Source organism: Escherichia sp. TW14182 (assembly GCF_000208525.1).
GTDB classification, from domain to species: Bacteria; Pseudomonadota; Gammaproteobacteria; order Enterobacterales; family Enterobacteriaceae; genus Escherichia; species Escherichia ruysiae.
Genome location: NZ_AEJZ01000061.1, coordinates 1 through 19,358 on the forward strand (window position 1 = coordinate 1; position 19,358 = coordinate 19,358).

Below are 19,358 nucleotides of genomic sequence, written 5' to 3' on the forward strand. Positions count from 1 at the left end.
CGAAATCGAACAACTGTTTCGCGAAGACAACGGCGCGATTCGTGTCTATGCCAGTAGCACCATTGGTAATTACATCCTGCCCGCCGTTATCGCCCGTTATCGCCATGATTACCCGCAGTTGCCGATTGAACTTAGCGTTGGTAACAGCCAGGACGTGATGCAGGCAGTGCTGGATTTCCGCGTTGATATTGGCTTTATTGAAGGGCCATGCCATAGCACTGAAATCATTTCTGAGCCGTGGCTGGAAGACGAGCTGGTGGTTTTCGCCGCGCCGACTTCGCCGTTGGCTCGTGGTCCGGTCACCTTAGAACAACTGGCCGCTGCGCCGTGGATCCTGCGCGAACGCGGTTCCGGCACGCGGGAAATTGTCGATTATCTGTTGCTGTCACATTTACCGAAATTTGAGATGGCGATGGAATTAGGTAACTCCGAGGCTATCAAACATGCGGTGCGTCATGGGTTGGGAATTAGTTGCCTGTCGCGACGGGTAATTGAAGATCAATTACAGGCTGGCTCATTAAGTGAAGTTGCTGTCCCTCTACCGCGCCTGATGCGTACGTTGTGGCGTATCCATCATCGGCAAAAACACCTTTCCAACGCGCTACGGCGCTTTCTGGACTATTGCGATCCCGCTAATGTGCCGCGTTAAATTGCGGTACAGGAACATGCTGGTGCTGTGTCAATTTCGTGACGCAGCGCCAGCGTCATGCATTCGCCAGAAAAGAGATAGACTGCTTTACTTATAATTCCTGGGCGATCATGAAGGTCTCTTATAAAAGCGCATTTCTACCGGAAGGATTGCAAATCGTCTGCTACAATCGCGCCTCATTTTTAAGATGGATAGCATTTTTGTATGGTTTCCGAAACTAAAACAACAGAAGCGCCGGGCTTACGCCGTGAATTAAAGGCGCGTCACCTGACGATGATTGCCATTGGCGGCTCCATCGGTACGGGTCTTTTTGTTGCCTCTGGCGCAACGATTTCTCAGGCAGGTCCGGGCGGGGCGCTGCTCTCGTATATTTTGATTGGCCTGATGGTCTACTTCCTGATGACCAGTCTTGGCGAACTGGCGGCGTATATGCCGGTTTCTGGTTCGTTTGCGACTTACGGTCAGAACTATGTGGAAGAGGGCTTTGGCTTCGCGCTGGGCTGGAACTACTGGTACAACTGGGCGGTGACTATCGCCGTTGACCTGGTGGCTGCGCAGCTGGTCATGAGCTGGTGGTTCCCGGATGTTCCCGGTTGGATCTGGAGTGCGCTGTTCCTTGGCGTCATCTTCCTGCTGAACTACATTTCGGTCAGAGGCTTTGGTGAAGCGGAGTACTGGTTCTCACTGATCAAAGTCACGACAGTGATTATCTTTATCGTCGTCGGCGTGATGATGATTATCGGTATCTTCAAAGGTGCGCAGCCTGTGGGCTGGAGCAACTGGACGATAGGTGAAGCACCGTTTGCCGGTGGTTTTGCGGCGATGATCGGCGTGGCAATGATTGTTGGCTTCTCCTTCCAGGGAACCGAACTGATTGGTATTGCAGCGGGCGAATCTGAAGATCCTGGGAAAAATATTCCGCGTGCGGTGCGTCAGGTATTCTGGCGAATCCTGCTGTTCTATGTGTTTGCGATTCTGATCATCAGCCTGATCATTCCGTACACCGATCCCAGCCTGCTGCGTAACGATGTGAAAGACATCAGCGTCAGCCCGTTCACGCTGGTGTTCCAGCACGCGGGTCTGCTTTCTGCGGCAGCGGTAATGAATGCGGTCATTCTGACAGCCGTACTGTCGGCGGGTAACTCCGGTATGTACGCATCTACCCGTATGCTTTACACCCTGGCGTGTGACGGAAAAGCGCCGCGTATTTTCGCCAAACTGTCGCGTGGCGGTGTACCGCGTAACGCGCTGTATGCCACGACGGTGATTGCCGGTCTGTGTTTCCTGACCTCCATGTTTGGTAACCAGACAGTGTATTTGTGGCTGCTGAACACCTCCGGGATGACAGGCTTTATCGCCTGGCTGGGGATTGCTATCAGCCACTATCGTTTCCGTCGCGGCTATGTATTGCAGGGACACGATATTAACGACCTGCCGTACCGTTCGGGCTTCTTCCCGTTGGGACCGATCTTCGCTTTCATTCTGTGTCTGATCATCACCCTGGGCCAGAACTATGAGGCGTTCCTGAAAGATACCATTGACTGGGGCGGCGTAGCGGCAACGTATATTGGTATCCCACTGTTCCTGGCCATCTGGTTTGGTTACAAGTTGATTAAAGGAACCCACTTCGTGCGTTACAGCGAAATGAAGTTCCCGCAGAACGATAAGAAATAAGTTTTCTCCCTTCCTTGTTAAGCCCTCTCAACCGAGAGGGCTTTTTCAATTCTATTTCCCTGATAAAACACGAGGATATAAAATTTAACATTTGGATTGATAATTGTTATCGTTTGCATTATCGTTACGCCGAAATCAAAAAAGGCTGACAAATCAGAGACTGTTCAAGCTTTCTGGGATGATCACCTGCATACAAAAAAGTCCACCGCGATGCTGCCGTACGCAAGGGGACGTGAAGAAGATGTGAGCGATAACCCATTTTATTTTCGTAGTTACCTCATGGAGATATGGAATGTTTAGGTTGAACCCTTTCGTACGGGTCGGGCTGTGTTTGTCCGCAATTTCTTGTGCATGGCCTGTGTTGGCGGTTGATGATGATGGCGAGACGATGGTTGTCACAGCATCTTCTGTTGAACAAAACCTTAAAGATGCACCTGCAAGTATCAGCGTCATTACCCAGGAAGACCTGCAGCGTAAACCAGTACAGAATCTGAAGGATGTCCTCAAAGAAGTGCCGGGCGTACAACTGACTAACGAAGGGGATAACCGCAAGGGCGTCAGTATTCGTGGCCTGGACAGCAGCTACACGCTGATTCTCGTCGATGGTAAACGCGTTAACTCCCGCAATGCTGTCTTTCGTCACAATGACTTCGATCTGAACTGGATCCCGGTTGATTCCATCGAACGTATTGAAGTGGTACGTGGCCCGATGTCCTCGTTGTACGGTTCTGATGCGCTCGGCGGCGTGGTCAATATCATCACTAAAAAAATCGGTCAGAAATGGTCGGGCACTGTTACGATCGATACCACCATTCAGGAACATCGCGATCGTGGTGACACATACAATGGTCAGTTCTTCACCAGTGGGCCATTAATTGATGGTGTGCTGGGAATGAAAGCTTACGGCAGCCTGGCTAAACGTGAAAAGGATGACCCGCAAAACTCAACCACCACAGATACCGGAGAGACTCCGCGTATTGAAGGATTCTCCAGCCGCGACGGTAATGTCGAATTTGCCTGGACGCCGAATCAAAATCACGATTTTACCGCCGGTTACGGTTTCGACCGTCAGGATCGTGATTCCGACTCGCTGGACAAAAACCGCCTGGAACGCCAGAACTACTCTGTCAGCCATAATGGTCGCTGGGATTACGGCACCAGCGAACTGAAATACTACGGCGAGAAAGTCGAAAACAAAAACCCTGGCAACAGCAGCCCAATTACCTCTGAAAGCAATACCGTTGATGGCAAATACACGCTGCCGCTGACGGCGATTAATCAGTTTGTCACCGTTGGCGGTGAATGGCGTCACGACAAACTTAGTGATGCAGTAAACCTGACCGGTGGCACCAGTTCCAAAACGTCTGCCAGCCAGTACGCGCTGTTTGTGGAAGATGAATGGCGGATCTTTGAGCCGCTGGCGCTGACGACCGGCGTGCGTATGGACGATCACGAAACCTACGGCGATCACTGGAGCCCGCGTGCCTATCTGGTCTATAACGCTACCGACACCGTTACCGTGAAAGGTGGCTGGGCGACAGCTTTTAAAGCGCCTTCTCTGCTGCAACTTAGCCCTGACTGGACGAGCAATTCCTGCCGTGGCGCATGTAAGATTGTGGGTAGCCCGGATCTGAAACCAGAAACCAGCGAAAGTTGGGAGCTGGGGCTTTACTATATGGGCGAAGATGGTTGGCTGGAAGGGGTTGAATCCAGCGTTACCGTTTTCCGCAACGATGTGAAAGATCGTATTAGCATCAGCCGCACGTCTGACGTTAACGCTGCACCGGGTTACCAGAACTTTGTCGGTTTTGAAACGGGAGCGAACGGGCGACGCATACCGGTATTCAGCTACTACAACGTTAATAAAGCGCGGATTCAGGGCGTGGAAACGGAGTTGAAAATTCCTTTCAATGACGAATGGAAACTGTCACTCAACTACACCTATAACGATGGTCGTGATGTCAGCAATGGCGAAAACAAACCACTTTCCGACCTGCCGTTCCATACCGCTAACGGTACGCTGGACTGGAAACCGCTGGCGCTCGAAGACTGGTCATTCTATGTTTCTGGCCACTATACCGGGCAGAAACGAGCCGACAGCGCGACGGCCAAAACGCCGGGCGGCTATACGATCTGGAATACCGGCGCAGCCTGGCAGTTGACCAAAGACGTCAAACTGCGTGCGGGCGTGCTGAACCTGACTGATAAAGATCTCAGCCGTGATGACTACAGCTATAACGAAGACGGTCGTCGTTACTTTATGGCGGTGGATTATCGCTTCTGATGAGAAGATGCCCGGCGAACCGGGCTAAGTTTTACTTCAGTAAATGCTGCGCATGGAAGCGCAGATGATCCTCTATAAAAGAGGCAATGAAGTAGTAACTGTGGTCATAACCCGGCTGAATACGTAACGTCATTGGCCACGCTTTCTGGCGTGCGGCCTCTGCCAGCACCGCAGGCTGGAGTTGGTCGGCAAGAAACTGATCGCTATCACCCTGATCAATAAGCGTCGGGATCGCATCCTGCGCATTACTGGCGTACATCAGCGCGCAACTGTCCCATTCCTCCCAGTCATTTTTATCCTCGCCCAGATAGGCGCTAAACGCTTTGATTCCCCACGGGACGCTGCACGGATTCACAATCGGCGCAAAGGCAGAAACGCTGGTGTATTTGCCAGGGTTTTTCAGCGCCATAATCAGCGCACCGTGACCGCCCATTGAATGACCGCTAATGGCGCAGCGATCGCTGACGTTAAATTGCGACTGAATCAGCGCAGGTAATTCATCACGCAGATAATCATACATCCGATAATGCGCCGACCACGGCGGTTGCGTAGCGTTAAGATAAAACCCTGCGCCCTGGCCTAAATCGTAGCCGTCATCATTGGCAACCTGTTCGCCGCGCGGGCTGGTGTCTGGCATTACCAGTACAATCCCCAGTTCCGCCGCTACGCGCTGGGCACCCGCTTTAGTGGTGAAATTTTCGTCATTACAGGTTAATCCCGAAAGCCAGTACAGCACCGGCGGCGGGGCGTTATCGCGGGGAGGCGGGAGAAAGATGCTGAACGTCATCGGACAGTTTAAGGTACTGGAGTCGTGCCGCCAGCGTTGTTGCCAGCCTTCAAAACAGCGGTGCTCTTCGAGCATTTCCATGCGTGGCTCCTTGTTATGTTGTTTGCAATTTTTTCATCATACCGTTTATTCAGTGTGTTGTGAGTAACTTTCACTTCCGCATATGCATAACGATGTTTTAACATCTACGGCTGAAAGGCAGCGGCAATTACAATAATTATCGCTGTGAATACTGGATTATGTGCGTCACCTCACGCACAATAATCAGGCTGCTAATCAGCTTAATAACTTTGCCCCCACGCAGGGCGGAGGCGTCACACCTGCAGGAGAAAATATAAATGCCATCACTCAGTAAAGAAGCGGCCCTGGTTCATGAAGCGTTGGTTGCGCGAGGACTGGAAACACCGCTACGCCCGCCCGTGCATGAAATGGATAACGAAACGCGCAAAAGCCTTATTGCCGGCCATATGACCGAAATCATGCAGCTACTGAATCTCGACCTGGCTGATGACAGTTTGATGGAAACGCCGCATCGCATCGCCAAAATGTATGTCGATGAAATTTTCTCCGGCCTGGATTACGCCAACTTCCCAAAAATCACCCTCATTGAAAATAAAATGAAGGTCGATGAAATGGTCACCGTGCGCGATATCACTCTGACCAGCACCTGTGAACACCATTTTGTCACTATTGATGGCAAAGCGACGGTGGCCTACATCCCGAAGGATTCGGTGATCGGTCTGTCAAAAATTAACCGTATTGTGCAGTTCTTTGCCCAGCGTCCGCAGGTGCAGGAACGTCTGACCCAGCAAATTCTCATTGCGCTACAAACGCTGCTGGGCACCAATAACGTGGCGGTCTCTATCGATGCGGTGCATTACTGCGTGAAAGCGCGTGGTATCCGCGATGCGACCAGCGCCACGACAACGACCTCCCTCGGTGGTTTGTTCAAATCCAGTCAGAATACACGCCACGAGTTTCTGCGCGCCGTGCGTCATCACAACTGATTAAAAGGCAGGAACCATGGAGCGCAACGTCACGCTCGATTTTGTTCGCGGCGTCGCCATTCTGGGGATCCTGCTTCTTAACATCAGCGCCTTTGGACTTCCAAAGGCGGCTTATCTCAACCCCGCCTGGTACGGTGCTATTACACCGTCTGACGCCTGGACATGGGCATTTCTCGATCTCATCGGGCAGGTGAAATTCCTCACGCTTTTTGCGTTGCTGTTTGGTGCGGGGCTGCAAATGCTGCTGCCGCGTGGCAGACGCTGGATCCAGTCACGGCTCACCCTGTTAGTCTTGTTGGGCTTTATTCACGGCTTGTTATTCTGGGACGGCGATATTCTGCTGGCTTACGGGCTGGTGGGCTTAATCAGCTGGCGGCTGGTGCGCGATGCGCCATCGGTAAAAAGCCTGTTTAATACCGGCGTCATGCTATATCTGGTAGGGCTTGGCGTTTTGCTGCTGCTGGGGTTGATTTCCGACAGCCAGACCAGTCGCGCCTGGACGCCGGATGCGTCCGCCATTTTGTATGAAAAATACTGGAAACTTCACGGCGGCGTGGAAGCCATCAGTAACCGTGCCGATGGCGTAGGGAACAGTTTACTGGCACTGGGTGCGCAGTATGGCTGGCAACTGGCGGGGATGATGTTAATTGGCGCGGCATTGATGCGTAGCGGTTGGCTGAAAGGGCAGTACAGCTTGCGCCACTATCGCCGTACCGGTTTTGTGCTGGTGGCGATTGGGCTGATGATTAACCTTCCTGCTATCGCACTACAATGGCGGCTGGACTGGGCGTATCGCTGGTGCGCCTTCTTACTTCAGATGCCGCGTGAACTGAGTGCGCCATTTCAGGCGATGGGTTATGCGTCGTTGCTGTTCGGCTACTGGCCGCAATTAAGCCGTTTTAAGCTGGTGCTGGCGATCGCCTGCGTCGGACGGATGGCGCTGACCAACTACCTGTTACAAACGCTGATTTGTACCACACTATTTTACCACTTCGGTTTGTTTATGCAGTTTGACCGTCTGGAATTGCTGGCGTTTGTTATTCCGGTATGGCTGGCGAATATCCTTTTCTCTGTTATCTGGCTACGTTACTTCCGTCAGGGGCCGATAGAATGGCTCTGGCGTCAGCTCACCCTCCGTGCTGCGGGACCTGCATTGTCCAAAACATCAAGATAACGATCTTGATCACATTCATTAACAAAACGGCTGTAACCGTTTCCATTGCTGTGACTCGATTCACGAAGTCCTGTATTCAGTGCTGACAAAATAGCCGCCAGCAAGCAGTAACCTACTGCAATCTCACAACAGGTAGTGAATATGATCACCATTCGTGATGTAGCGCGTCAGGCTGGCGTCTCTGTGGCAACGGTTTCCCGAGTGCTCAATAACAGCACGCTGGTAAGTGCAGAAACGCGTGAAGCGGTAATGAAAGCCGTAAGCGAACTGGATTACCGACCAAACGCCAATGCCCAGGCGCTGGCAACTCAGGTGAGCGATACCGTTGGCGTGGTGGTGATGGACGTTTCTGATGCGTTTTTTGGCGCACTGGTGAAAGCCGTCGATCTCGTCGCCCAACAGCATCAGAAATATGTGTTGATTGGCAACAGCTATCATGAAGCGGAAAAAGAGCGTCACGCCATCGAGGTGTTAATTCGCCAGCGTTGTAATGCGTTGATTGTTCATTCGAAAGCGTTAAGCGACGACGAACTGGCGCAGTTTATGGACAACATTCCCGGTATGGTGCTGATCAATCGCGTTGTACCGGGTTACGCCCATCGTTGCGTTTGCCTGGATAATCTCAGCGGTGCCCGAATGGCGACGCGTATGTTGCTGAATAACGGTCATCAACGCATCGGTTATCTTTCTTCCAGCCACGGCATTGAAGATGATGCAATGCGCAAAGCCGGCTGGATGAGTGCGCTGAAAGAGCAGGATATTGTTCCGCCGGAAAGCTGGATTGGCACCGGCACGCCGGACATGCCCGGCGGTGAGACGGCAATGGTCGAGCTGCTGGGACGCAATCTGCAACTTACTGCTGTGTTTGCTTATAACGACAATATGGCCGCTGGCGCACTGACGGCATTAAAAGATAATGGCATTGCGATTCCGTTACATCTCTCCATCATCGGTTTCGATGATATCCCCATCGCCCGTTACACCGACCCGCAATTAACGACCGTGCGTTATCCCATTGCTTCGATGGCAAAATTAGCTACTGAACTGGCCTTGCAGGGCGCAGCAGGCAACATTGATCCGCGAGCCAGCCACTGTTTTATGCCGACGTTAGTGCGTCGGCATTCTGTCGCAACACGCCAGAATGCGGCGGCGATCACTAACTCAACAAATCAGGCGATGTAACCGCTTTCAATCTGTGAGTGATTTCACAGTATATTAACAATGCGATAGCTATGATTGCACCGTTTTAACGTTGTAACCTATATGTAACAGTGAATAATCACTTTTATCGAGGTTATAGCGTTATAACAACAATTAAAGTCGTTTTCTGGAGCGTTACCGGGCATGGAAGAACGAATTTTAAAACGTGAGCTTCGGCGTTCAGTAACACTTCATTAACTATACTGCCCCGCCGAGCATTTATCTCAAGCACTACCCTGCATAAGAAAAACCGGAGATACCATGAATAAGAAGGTGTTAACCCTGTCTGCTGTGATGGCCAGCATGTTATTCGGTGCCGCTGCACACGCTGCAGATACCCGTATTGGTGTGACGATTTATAAATACGACGATAACTTTATGTCCGTGGTGCGTAAGGCTATCGAACAAGATGCGAAAGCCGCGCCAGACGTCCAGCTGCTGATGAATGATTCACAGAATGACCAGTCCAAGCAGAACGATCAGATTGACGTGCTGTTGGCGAAAGGGGTGAAGGCGCTGGCAATCAACCTGGTTGACCCGGCTGCTGCGGGTACGGTGATTGAGAAAGCGCGTGGGCAAAACGTGCCGGTGGTTTTCTTTAACAAAGAACCTTCCCGTAAGGCGCTGGATAGCTATGACAAAGCCTACTACGTAGGCACTGACTCGAAAGAGTCCGGCATTATTCAGGGCGATTTGATTGCTAAACACTGGGCGGCGAATCAGGGTTGGGATCTTAACAAAGACGGTCAGATTCAGTTCGTACTGCTGAAAGGTGAACCGGGCCATCCGGATGCAGAAGCGCGTACTACCTACGTGATAAAAGAACTGAACGATAAAGGTATCAAAACCGAGCAGTTACAATTAGATACCGCTATGTGGGACACCGCTCAGGCGAAAGATAAGATGGATGCGTGGCTGTCTGGCCCGAACGCCAACAAAATCGAAGTGGTTATTGCCAACAACGATGCGATGGCAATGGGCGCGGTAGAAGCACTGAAAGCGCACAACAAGTCCAGCATTCCGGTGTTTGGCGTCGATGCGCTGCCAGAAGCTCTGGCACTGGTGAAATCCGGTGCACTGGCGGGCACGGTGCTGAACGATGCTAACAACCAGGCGAAAGCGACCTTTGATCTGGCGAAAAACCTGGCCGATGGCAAAGGTGCGGCTGATGGCACCAACTGGAAAATCGACAATAAAGTTGTCCGCGTTCCTTATGTCGGCGTAGATAAAGACAACCTGGCTGAATTCAGCAAGAAATAAGACTGATTGGGCGCAGTCGTTTACTGCGCCCTTATTGTATGGCCAACAAGGTAAAATTATATGGTCAGCTCAACGACTCCGTCTTCCGGGGAATACTTGTTGGAAATGAGCGGTATCAACAAGTCTTTTCCCGGTGTTAAGGCACTTGATAACGTTAATTTAAAAGTCCGGCCACATTCTATCCATGCATTAATGGGAGAAAATGGCGCAGGAAAATCAACATTATTAAAATGCCTGTTTGGTATTTATCAAAAAGACTCCGGCACCATTTTATTCCAGGGTAAAGAGATCGATTTTCATTCTGCCAAAGAAGCACTGGAAAATGGGATTTCGATGGTACACCAGGAGTTAAACCTGGTATTACAACGTTCGGTGATGGACAACATGTGGCTGGGGCGATATCCCACCAAAGGCATGTTTGTCGATCAGGACAAAATGTACCGTGAAACCAAAGCGATTTTTGATGAACTGGATATTGATATCGATCCGCGTGCGCGGGTCGGGACATTATCTGTTTCGCAAATGCAAATGATCGAAATCGCCAAAGCGTTTTCCTATAACGCAAAAATTGTGATTATGGATGAACCGACTTCTTCGTTAACTGAAAAAGAGGTCAATCATCTGTTCACTATTATTCGTAAATTAAAAGAGCGCGGCTGCGGTATTGTTTATATCTCGCATAAAATGGAAGAAATTTTCCAGTTATGTGATGAAGTCACCGTATTGCGTGACGGTCAGTGGATCGCCACCGAACCGCTGGCAGGGCTGACGATGGACAAGATCATCGCCATGATGGTTGGGCGTTCTCTTAACCAGCGTTTCCCGGACAAACAAAACACGCCAGGCGAAGTGATTCTGGAAGTGCGTAACCTGACGTCGCTGCGCCAGCCTTCCATCCGCGATGTCTCATTTGATCTGCACAAAGGGGAGATCCTCGGTATTGCCGGTCTGGTGGGGGCGAAACGTACTGATATCGTTGAGACGTTATTTGGTATTCGCGAGAAGTCGGCTGGCACCATTACGCTGCATGGCAAAAAGATCAATAACCATAACGCCAACGAAGCTATTAACCACGGATTTGCACTGGTCACTGAAGAGCGCCGCTCAACGGGAATTTATGCCTATCTGGATATCGGTTTTAACTCGTTAATTTCCAATATTCGCAACTACAAAAATAAAGTTGGTTTACTGGATAACTCGCGGATGAAAAGCGATACCCAGTGGGTGATTGATTCGATGCGGGTAAAAACACCGGGGCATCGGACGCAAATTGGTTCACTTTCCGGCGGTAATCAGCAAAAGGTGATCATTGGTCGCTGGCTGCTAACGCAACCAGAAATATTAATGCTCGATGAACCGACGCGCGGTATTGATGTTGGGGCGAAGTTTGAAATTTATCAGTTAATTGCCGAACTGGCGAAGAAAGGCAAGGGGATTATTATTATCTCCTCCGAAATGCCAGAGTTGTTAGGGATAACAGACCGTATTCTGGTGATGAGCAATGGTCTCGTTTCTGGAATTGTCGATACAAAAACAACAACGCAAAACGAAATTCTGCGTCTTGCGTCTTTGCACCTTTAAGATTAGGGGCTTCCTATGAGTGCGTTAAATAAGAAAAGTTTTCTTACTTACCTGAAAGAGGGCGGTATTTACGTCGTTCTTTTAGTTTTGCTGGCGATTATAATTTTCCAGGATCCTACTTTTTTAAGTCTGTTGAACTTAAGTAATATTCTCACCCAGTCATCGGTACGTATTATTATCGCGCTTGGCGTGGCAGGATTAATTGTCACCCAGGGAACTGATCTTTCTGCCGGGCGCCAGGTAGGGCTGGCAGCGGTGGTAGCCGCGACGTTATTGCAGTCGATGGAAAACGCCAACAAAGTGTTCCCGGAAATGGCGACGATGCCGATTGCACTGGTTATTCTGATTGTCTGTGCCATTGGCGCAGTTATCGGTTTAATCAACGGCCTGATTATCGCTTATCTCAACGTAACGCCGTTCATTACCACGCTCGGCACGATGATTATCGTCTACGGCATCAACTCGCTCTATTATGACTTTGTGGGTGCGTCGCCAATTTCTGGTTTTGACAGCGGTTTCTCCACCTTTGCTCAGGGCTTTGTCGCGCTGGGGAGTTTCCGTCTCTCTTACATTACCTTCTACGCGCTGATTGCCGTGGCGTTCGTTTGGGTACTGTGGAACAAAACCCGCTTCGGTAAGAACATTTTTGCTATCGGTGGTAACCCGGAAGCGGCGAAAGTTTCTGGTGTCAACGTCGGCCTGAACCTGCTGATGATTTATGCGCTGTCTGGCGTGTTCTATGCCTTCGGCGGGATGTTAGAAGCCGGACGTATCGGCTCTGCGACTAACAACCTTGGCTTTATGTATGAGCTGGACGCCATCGCGGCGTGCGTGGTGGGCGGCGTATCGTTCAGCGGCGGTGTGGGGACGGTCATTGGCGTGGTGACCGGGGTAATTATCTTTACGGTCATCAACTATGGCCTGACGTACATCGGCGTAAATCCGTACTGGCAGTACATCATCAAAGGGGCGATTATTATCTTCGCCGTGGCGCTGGATTCACTGAAATACGCGCGTAAGAAGTGATATGAATGTAGGGATTGCCGGATGCAACGCTGGCGCGTTTTATCCGGCCTACAATGGGATCAATATACTGATTTGTATGGTTTTTGTAGGCCGGATAAGGCGTTCACGCCGCATCCGGCGACAGGAGCCAAATGCCGGATGCGATGCTGGTTCTACAACGTTACCGGATGTTCTTTCTCTCCTTTTTTAAACTTCACTTCCCCGAGATCAATACACCCCACCGGACAGACGTGACCGCAAAGCAAACAACCGACGCATTTTTCGGTATTGCAGTGCGGCGTGCGCGATTTCTCATCCCATTCCATCGCCTGATGCCCACCGTCGTAGCAGGAAATATAACAGCGCCCACAGCCGACACATTTATCAAGATTAATATGGGGATAGACGATATAACTGCGGTCTAAATCTTCCGCCGGGACAATATTATGATTCGCCAGGCCAACCATCTCCTGCAACGAATCAAATCCCTGATCGGCAAGATAATGTGACAACCCGCTCGCCATATCTTCCACAATGCGATAACCGTACTGCATGATGCCAGTAGTCACCTGTAACGTTGCCGCACCGAGTAATAAAAATTCCGCTGCGTCTTCCCAGGTCTCAATACCACCGATACCGCTAATCGGGAAATCACGCAGTTCCGGATGGGTGCGCATTTGCTGAATAAAGCGCAGGGCGATTGGTTTCACCGCTTTACCGGAATAACCGGAAATACTCGATTTACCGTTGACGATTGGCATACCAATTTTCTGATTAAGATCGATATTGGTGATGGATTTGACGGTGTTAATCGCCGCAATGCCATCTGCGCCACCACGCTTCGCCGCCAGCGCCACTTCGCACATATCACCGATATTCGGCGTCATCTTCGCCAGCATCGGCAAAGTGGAACCGCGTTTCACCGCACGACAATATTTTTCTACCAGTTCCGGACTTTGCCCGACATCGCTCCCCATCGCATGAGAGGTCATCTGCGGGCAGGAGAAATTACATTCGATCATATCGGCGCCTGCTTTTTGCACCAGACGCGCCAGATCCTCCCATTGTTGCTCATTTTCCCCCATGATCGAGGCGATCAGCACCTTGTCAGGGTAATCTTCTTTCAACCGACGCAAAGCGGCCAGATTCTCCTCCAGGGGATGTTCGGCAATCTGCTCCATATTTTTGAAGCCAATAAAACCGGTATCTTCTTTCACCAGATGATCAAAACGTGGCGAAACTTCGTTGGCGATAAAAAAACCGATCGTTTTAAACACCACGCCGCCCCAGCCTGTGTCGTAGGCTTTGGCGCACATCTCATAGCAGTTGCCTACCGGCGAAGAAGAAAGGCAGAACGGGTTGGGAAACTTCACTCCGCAAAAGGTAATCGAAAGATCTTTCGTTAACATGAGCAAGCTCCCTCTAAATAGTGATGAATCGCCTCGGCGGCTTCTTTCCCGGTCTTCACGGCATAAACCACGGTTTTGTCGCCCTCAACAATATCGCCAGCGGCAAACAGTTGTGGGTCGCGAGTCTGGTAATTTTTCGTTTCGATGATGTTGCGCTTCGGCTCCAGCGCCGCAAAAGCGGTAAGTTCGGCATGTTGACCGACGGCGAGAATAATTTTGTCCGCTGCCATTGTCAGTTCGCCCGGCAAACGAACATGTTTAAAGGTAACTTTATTGCCCTCTACCGCCACTGGCGTAAAGCCATCAATAATCGATACCCCCAATTTCTGGGTGCTGGTGAACTCTTTCTTGCTTGCCGGAAATTCATCTAACTCTTCGCGCGCCACACAGGTCACCGCCTGGCAGCCGAGAACTTTCAGCGTGCTGGCAACGTCCATCGCGACATCGCCGCCGCCAATAATTAATGCGCTTTGCGGGATGCGGATATCGCCTTGTGCCTGACGCGCGCGTTGCAGGAAATCGACGGCGATCTCAACGTCGCTATGTTCAAACAGCGGCAGCCGAGAACCGCTCGATAACCCCACGGTGACCAGCACTGCGCGGTTTTCTGCTTTCAGTTGTTCCAGCGAAAGCGTTTTGCCAATTTCACAGTTGCACTTAATGGTCACCCCCATTTTTTCGATGCGAGCGATTTCCGCATCCAGCACCGACTGCGGCAAACGAAATTGCGGAATACCGTTACACAACCAGCCACCGGGTTGCGCTCCTTTTTCATAAATTGTGACGTCGTAACCCAGATTGGTCAGCGTCACGCTGGCTTGTAATCCGGCTGGGCCTGCACCAATAATCGCGACTTTACCGCGCGTCTTGCTGCCCGGTTGATAAATCTCCATTCCGGTTTGTTGTTCAAAATCAGTAACAAAACGTTGTAAGCGACCAATATCAATGGGGTCATCGACACCCGCACGGGTACAACCGCTCTGGCATAATTTTTCCGTAGGGCACACTCTGGCGCAAACGGCACCGAGGGCATTATTTTCGCGAATTGTCTCGGCAGCGCCTTTAAAATTACGAAAATAGATTGAGCGAATAAATTTCCCCGGATCGGTTTGCGCCGGGCAAGCCTGGCTGCAGGGCGCGTCGTGACATAATAAACAGCGGGAGGCTTCTTTAATCGCCAGTAAAGGCGTAAAAGCCGGAGTGAGTTCATCCAGATAATTTTGTTGCGGCATGTGATCTTCCTTAATGCTATGGGTAATTAAGGCGAACGCCTGTTTTACCCGCAATACTTCAAGTTACATGTGCTGCGATGTTGCGCCTTTCTGCAACTCAAATTATTTTGGGTAAATATAACGTACTAATATTAAGGCTAAGCGTGCGGGGGAATTTAAACTGTGAAAAGATTCACAAATAGCTGCGGTTCAGAATGTTATATCCGCAGCCTGGTGGGTGAACTAATAATTATTCTCAATAATTAGCAAGAGGAAGAAATAATATTATCGGTAAAAAATAAGATAAATAATCATGCCGATGGATAAAAGTCCGAAGCCGCTATATGCAACTATATAAGCGAAGAAGAGTCCGGGATTTTTGTCACGCCAGACATACACTGGTTCCAGGGAATTTTTAACCCGTTTATCAATTGCGCCAGCACGCCAGCCTTTCCAGGCTTCGCGAAAACAAAATACAGGGATCAGGAAAAAAACGGCAATGACAAAAAACTGCTGAACATCCATAACTACTTTCCTTGTTTCTTTTCTAATTCAAGTAATTGTTCGGGGGTAACGGCCGGATACCCCTGCGCATCTTCCGGCACCTGGTGCATTGCCGGAATAGGAACCAGAGGACCTAAAAAGCGTGGCTCACGTTTAAAGATATAAAGATCAGCCAGAGCGCCGAAACGAGCGGCAAATTCACGAATACGTACCGACCACATATCTTTGGGTGATGGTACGGCATAACACTGCGCCTGAATACCCATGTGCAGAGCGATAAATAATGCCCGTTCACAGTGGAAACGCTGAGTGATAATAATGAAGTCGTTAGTATCGAAGACTTTGCGCGTGCGTACGATAGAGTCGAGAGTTCGAAAACCTGCGTAGTCGAGAACAATATCAGCTGGATCGACACCAGCGGCAATTAAATCTTTGCGCATGGTCATCGGTTCGTTATAACTCTGCAACGCGTTATCGCCGCTAAGTAATAGATAATTCACCTTACCGCTGTTATAGGCATTTATTGCCCCCTGAATACGGTAGCGGTAATACTGATTAATCACCCCGGTGCGATAATACTTCGCGGTGCCAAGTACCACGCCGACCTGGCGGTAGGGGAGATCCTGTAACTCGTCGTAGATATAAGGCGCAGTTTTCCAGCTCATCCAGCGATCGAGGCCGAGCACAGTCAACAGCAGCAAGCCGATCAGGACTAACAGGCTGTAAAACACGCGCTTTAACATGCAGAAAACTCGATCTTGGGGAATTTCAATCAGGCTACTTTACCTGCGGGCTTTGCGCAAGAAACGGCAAACTGTTTGCCGGGATTTTCGACACCAGGATAAGTTGGCAAGCCTGATGCGACGCTTATCAGTGTGCCAGGGCTGTAGGCCGGACAAGGCGTTCACGCCGCATCCGGCACCAGGCTTAAGCGAGAAGAACGCGGTCGATATTGTTGCAGCCGAGAGCTTTCAGCGTTGCGGAGGTTGCATCCCACTGAATCAACGGCGCATCGGCTTTTTCTGCCAGAATCGCGCGCTGAATATCCGGGTAATCATACCCCTTGAGATTCAACAGAATTAACGCTCCTTGTAATGGCGGCAGAGTCGGGTTGAATGCCGCGTTTTCAGCGTAGCTACCGCTGAAAATACGACCGTCTTTACATTCCAGCGCCACGCCGCTTGGGGAGTTGCTGTAAGGCATGTGTGAACGGTTTGCCGCTGCGATCGCCGCCTGAGAAAGCGCATCGCCGGTCAGTGCAAAGCCGTGATCCTGCTCGTCCATCAGCAGCGTTTTAATCTCCAGATCTTTCGGCCCAAAAGCATCCGGCAGATAGTCACGCAGCGCGTGCGCTTCGCGACCCGGTAGATGAATACGCAGATCCAGACCGCTATTCAGTTCATTCATAAACTGACGGCAGTGACCACAAGGCGTGTAGTTAACGGTGATAGCGGCGAGTGCTTTCTCACCGCTCAACCAGGCGTGGCTGATAGCACTTTGTTCGGCATGAACGGTTTGCTGCATTGTCGCGCCAATAAATTCCATATTGGCACCAAAATACCAGGTTCCACTCACGCCGCGCGCAATAGCGCCAACATTAAAATTCGACAATGGCGTGCGGGCACAGGCCGCCGCCAGCGGCAGCAGTGCGAAAGCCAGCGCGTCTTCGTCCAGCCCCGTTGCGCTCTTCAGCGAAGAGACCTGCTCTTTGGTCAACAACGCAGGAAAATACTTGTCTGCCAGAATGGGTTCCAGTGCAGATTGCAAGTTATCCGCAAGTTGGGCAAAAGCAGTTTGAAAACGTGGATGCATGGCGTTGCCTCATAATCATGTAATGGGATAACAGTTTACGAACCCGTTATGCCTTTATATGTGATCTGAATCTCATTAATTATGCAACGCGTGAAACTTACATCAAAAATGCGCGACGCATCGCAAAATTTTAGCCCATTACAGCCAGAATAATCGGGAAAAGGAACGGTGCGATCAGCGAGGTAATAATCCCGCACAGCACCAGTGCCAGCGAACTAAATGCGCCTTCCTGATAATCCAGCTCGGCACAGCGCGCCGTACCGAGGGCGTGAGAGGCCGTTCCCATCGCCAGACCGCGCGCCGCTTTGGTGCGAATACGCATCGCATTAAGCAACGTATGACCAAACACCGCGCCCAGAATACCGACGAAAATGACGCAAACTGCGCTAATTGCAGGGATACCGCCAATACTGCCGCCAACCGCCATCGCAATTGGCGTAGTCACCGACTTCGGCAAGATTGACGCGGCGATTTCTGGTGAAGCACCCATCAACAATGCCACGGAAGTCCCTGTCACCATCGCGACCACGCTACCGATAAAACAAATGGTGATGATCGATTTCCAGCGCGCGCGGATCTGATGCAGCTGTTCATATAAAGGATAGGCCAGCGCCACCACCGCCGGTTGCAGCAGATCGTTTAAAACCTCACTACCTTTAAAATAGTTGTCGTAAGAGATGCCGGTCAGCATTAAAAAAGGAATGATCACCACCATTGCCACCAGCAACGGATTGAGCAATGGAAATTTATACCGCGCTGCCAGTTTGCGGGCGGCAAAAAAGACAATCAATGTCAGCGGTAATGACCACCAGATATTCGCCATCATTTCTCTGATCCTTTCTGACCTATGACTTTACGTTCACCGTGTACCAGGTGCGAACTCCAGCTCACCACCAGAAAAACCACCAGCGTACTAATGGCACAGGAAACCACTACCGGGCCAAACTGTGCGCGCAGCAAATCAAAATATTGCATGACGCCTACGCCAATCGGCACAAACAATAGCGCCATATAGCGAATCAGTACGTAGCACCCCGGATTGACCCACTTCGCCGGAAGAATTTGCAAGGCCAGCAGGACAAACAGGATCAGCATCCCGATGATGCTGCCCGGAATGGTTACCGGTAGCAGGGAAGCAATGAAAATACCTGCATACAGGCAGGCATAAATCAGGACAAAAGCGCGTAAATATTGCCAGATAATGTTCAGTGTCTTACTCATGATCAACACCCCAGATGAGATGGATTCATCATACAATTAATCTGTAAAACGTGCTACCGATCACATCATGAAATCTGAGCATAGTTGAATTACAGGAGACGAATATCGGGCAAGCGCCCAATTCAGTGGTCTAATTCTGGTTCAAAAAGTGCAGGAACCGACTTAGCGCACGGGAGGGCGTTTCGTTATTACGCCAGAACACGCCGACGCTGCCTTTCTGTTCTATCTTCGGCAGGTTCAGGATCACCAGTTGCCCCTGACTGGCATAGCGTTGCGCCAGACGTAAAGAGAGTATAGAAATCATGTCGCTGCTTTGGAGCAGATTGGTGCTGACGTTCATTGACGCCGATTCAATGGTGTTTTCTGGCAGCATCACGCCATGTTCTACCAGCGCATTATCAATACTGAGACGAATAGGTGTCCCGGTTGGCCAGACTATCCAGCGCCAGTTAGCCAGATCATCCCAGCCAAGAGCGGCATATTTCGCCAGTGGATGGTTTGGGCGAGCGACAAAGCACACTGGCTCGGTGTAGAGCACCTGATAATTTAGCGGCAGGGGGGGGGGGGGCCACCCCAAACA

The 19,358-nt window shown here is 50.6% G+C and carries 18 protein-coding genes; 9 read left to right on the forward strand and 9 right to left on the reverse strand.

All coding sequences use genetic code 11. The features are described 5' to 3' along the window. The 3 genes from EQY_RS0105830 to cirA form a co-directional block, all read left to right on the forward strand. On the forward strand, positions 1-649 hold a 649-nt coding region (locus EQY_RS0105830), incomplete at its 5' end, for a LysR family transcriptional regulator (protein ID WP_000341729.1). Positions 650-853: 204 nt separating this feature from the next. Continuing rightward, entirely contained in the window at positions 854-2,323 is a 1,470-nt protein-coding gene (lysP, locus tag EQY_RS0105835; RefSeq protein WP_000253268.1) for a lysine-specific permease, read from the forward strand. 292 nt (positions 2,324-2,615) lie between these two features. Beyond that, complete coding sequence (cirA, locus tag EQY_RS0105845; protein ID WP_000489214.1) at positions 2,616-4,607, forward strand: catecholate siderophore receptor CirA; 1,992 nt, start codon at positions 2,616-2,618, stop codon at positions 4,605-4,607. 31 nt (positions 4,608-4,638) lie between these two features. On the opposite strand, the gene yeiG is transcribed toward cirA, so the two are convergent. Continuing rightward, positions 4,639-5,475, reverse strand: a complete 837-nt coding sequence (gene yeiG, locus EQY_RS0105850; protein ID WP_000425475.1) for an S-formylglutathione hydrolase — start codon at positions 5,473-5,475, stop codon at positions 4,639-4,641. Positions 5,476-5,732: 257 nt separating this feature from the next. Here yeiG and folE point away from each other — a divergent pair, with 257 nt between their 5' ends. From folE to mglC, 6 genes are all read left to right on the forward strand, one after another. Continuing rightward, positions 5,733-6,401 (forward strand): GTP cyclohydrolase I FolE, encoded by a 669-nt coding sequence (gene folE / locus EQY_RS0105860; RefSeq protein ID WP_001139613.1) that lies wholly within the window; start codon positions 5,733-5,735, stop codon positions 6,399-6,401. Positions 6,402-6,417: 16 nt separating this feature from the next. Continuing rightward, positions 6,418-7,575, forward strand: a complete 1,158-nt coding sequence (gene yeiB / locus EQY_RS0105865) for a DUF418 domain-containing protein YeiB (RefSeq protein WP_000440930.1) — start codon at positions 6,418-6,420, stop codon at positions 7,573-7,575. A gap of 141 nt (positions 7,576-7,716) precedes the next feature. After that, complete coding sequence (gene galS, locus EQY_RS0105875; protein ID WP_000628680.1) at positions 7,717-8,757, forward strand: HTH-type transcriptional regulator GalS; 1,041 nt, start codon at positions 7,717-7,719, stop codon at positions 8,755-8,757. Between the two features lie 279 nt (positions 8,758-9,036). Beyond that, positions 9,037-10,035, forward strand: coding sequence for a galactose/glucose ABC transporter substrate-binding protein MglB (mglB, locus tag EQY_RS0105880; protein ID WP_001036964.1), 999 nt, complete (start codon positions 9,037-9,039; stop codon positions 10,033-10,035). Between the two features lie 60 nt (positions 10,036-10,095). Further along, positions 10,096-11,616, forward strand: coding sequence for a galactose/methyl galactoside ABC transporter ATP-binding protein MglA (mglA, locus tag EQY_RS0105885; RefSeq protein WP_000255048.1), 1,521 nt, complete (start codon positions 10,096-10,098; stop codon positions 11,614-11,616). 15 nt (positions 11,617-11,631) lie between these two features. Further along, positions 11,632-12,642 carry a galactose/methyl galactoside ABC transporter permease MglC gene (gene mglC / locus EQY_RS0105890; protein WP_001275122.1) on the forward strand — a complete coding sequence of 337 codons (1,011 nt, stop codon included), beginning with the start codon at positions 11,632-11,634 and terminating at the stop codon, positions 12,640-12,642. Between the two features lie 152 nt (positions 12,643-12,794). Here the strand turns inward: mglC and preA are convergent, their stop codons facing one another. From preA to EQY_RS0105930, 8 genes are all read right to left on the reverse strand, one after another. Continuing rightward, the gene (gene preA, locus EQY_RS0105895) at positions 12,795-14,030 is read right to left on the reverse strand and encodes an NAD-dependent dihydropyrimidine dehydrogenase subunit PreA (protein WP_000956051.1); all 1,236 of its coding nucleotides are present in this window, start codon (positions 14,028-14,030) and stop codon (positions 12,795-12,797) included. Further along, a complete protein-coding gene (locus EQY_RS0105900) occupies positions 14,024-15,262 on the reverse strand; it encodes an NAD(P)-dependent oxidoreductase (RefSeq protein WP_001136354.1) in 1,239 nt (412 codons plus the stop codon). Before EQY_RS0105900 ends, preA begins: the two co-directional genes overlap by 7 nt. A 264-nt stretch (positions 15,263-15,526) precedes the next feature. Then, positions 15,527-15,766 carry a DUF2542 family protein gene (locus tag EQY_RS0105905; RefSeq protein ID WP_000383083.1) on the reverse strand — a complete coding sequence of 80 codons (240 nt, stop codon included), beginning with the start codon at positions 15,764-15,766 and terminating at the stop codon, positions 15,527-15,529. Positions 15,767-15,768: 2 nt separating this feature from the next. Further along, complete coding sequence (sanA, locus tag EQY_RS0105910) at positions 15,769-16,488, reverse strand: outer membrane permeability protein SanA (RefSeq protein WP_000920075.1); 720 nt, start codon at positions 16,486-16,488, stop codon at positions 15,769-15,771. 184 nt (positions 16,489-16,672) lie between these two features. Next, entirely contained in the window at positions 16,673-17,557 is an 885-nt protein-coding gene (cdd, locus tag EQY_RS0105915) for a cytidine deaminase (protein WP_000553574.1), read from the reverse strand. Between the two features lie 130 nt (positions 17,558-17,687). Beyond that, on the reverse strand, positions 17,688-18,383 hold the full coding sequence (locus EQY_RS0105920) for a CidB/LrgB family autolysis modulator (RefSeq protein ID WP_000968197.1): 696 nt from the start codon (positions 18,381-18,383) through the stop codon (positions 17,688-17,690). Beyond that, positions 18,380-18,778, reverse strand: coding sequence for a CidA/LrgA family protein (locus tag EQY_RS0105925; RefSeq protein WP_001516704.1), 399 nt, complete (start codon positions 18,776-18,778; stop codon positions 18,380-18,382). The genes EQY_RS0105920 and EQY_RS0105925 overlap by 4 nt, the downstream gene beginning before the upstream one ends. Before the next feature lie 130 nt (positions 18,779-18,908). Continuing rightward, positions 18,909-19,358: LysR substrate-binding domain-containing protein (locus EQY_RS0105930; protein ID WP_024212434.1), on the reverse strand; the 450-nt coding region annotated here is incomplete at its 5' end.

Excerpts from the sequence above, each read along its gene's own strand:
- preA (WP_000956051.1), bottom strand. The coding sequence starts at position 14,030 with ATGTTAACGAAAGATCTTTCGATTACCTTTTGCGGAGTGAAGTTTCCC.
- mglB (WP_001036964.1), top strand. The coding sequence starts at position 9,037 with ATGAATAAGAAGGTGTTAACCCTGTCTGCTGTGATGGCCAGCATGTTA.
- EQY_RS0105905 (WP_000383083.1), bottom strand. The coding sequence starts at position 15,766 with ATGGATGTTCAGCAGTTTTTTGTCATTGCCGTTTTTTTCCTGATCCCT.
- sanA (WP_000920075.1), bottom strand. The coding sequence starts at position 16,488 with ATGTTAAAGCGCGTGTTTTACAGCCTGTTAGTCCTGATCGGCTTGCTG.
- mglA (WP_000255048.1), top strand. The coding sequence starts at position 10,096 with ATGGTCAGCTCAACGACTCCGTCTTCCGGGGAATACTTGTTGGAAATG.
- cirA (WP_000489214.1), top strand. The coding sequence starts at position 2,616 with ATGTTTAGGTTGAACCCTTTCGTACGGGTCGGGCTGTGTTTGTCCGCA.
- mglC (WP_001275122.1), top strand. The coding sequence starts at position 11,632 with ATGAGTGCGTTAAATAAGAAAAGTTTTCTTACTTACCTGAAAGAGGGC.
- yeiG (WP_000425475.1), bottom strand. The coding sequence starts at position 5,475 with ATGGAAATGCTCGAAGAGCACCGCTGTTTTGAAGGCTGGCAACAACGC.
- cdd (WP_000553574.1), bottom strand. The coding sequence starts at position 17,557 with ATGCATCCACGTTTTCAAACTGCTTTTGCCCAACTTGCGGATAACTTG.
- folE (WP_001139613.1), top strand. The coding sequence starts at position 5,733 with ATGCCATCACTCAGTAAAGAAGCGGCCCTGGTTCATGAAGCGTTGGTT.
- yeiB (WP_000440930.1), top strand. The coding sequence starts at position 6,418 with ATGGAGCGCAACGTCACGCTCGATTTTGTTCGCGGCGTCGCCATTCTG.
- EQY_RS0105900 (WP_001136354.1), bottom strand. The coding sequence starts at position 15,262 with ATGCCGCAACAAAATTATCTGGATGAACTCACTCCGGCTTTTACGCCT.
- EQY_RS0105925 (WP_001516704.1), bottom strand. The coding sequence starts at position 18,778 with ATGAGTAAGACACTGAACATTATCTGGCAATATTTACGCGCTTTTGTC.
- EQY_RS0105920 (WP_000968197.1), bottom strand. The coding sequence starts at position 18,383 with ATGATGGCGAATATCTGGTGGTCATTACCGCTGACATTGATTGTCTTT.
- lysP (WP_000253268.1), top strand. The coding sequence starts at position 854 with ATGGTTTCCGAAACTAAAACAACAGAAGCGCCGGGCTTACGCCGTGAA.
- galS (WP_000628680.1), top strand. The coding sequence starts at position 7,717 with ATGATCACCATTCGTGATGTAGCGCGTCAGGCTGGCGTCTCTGTGGCA.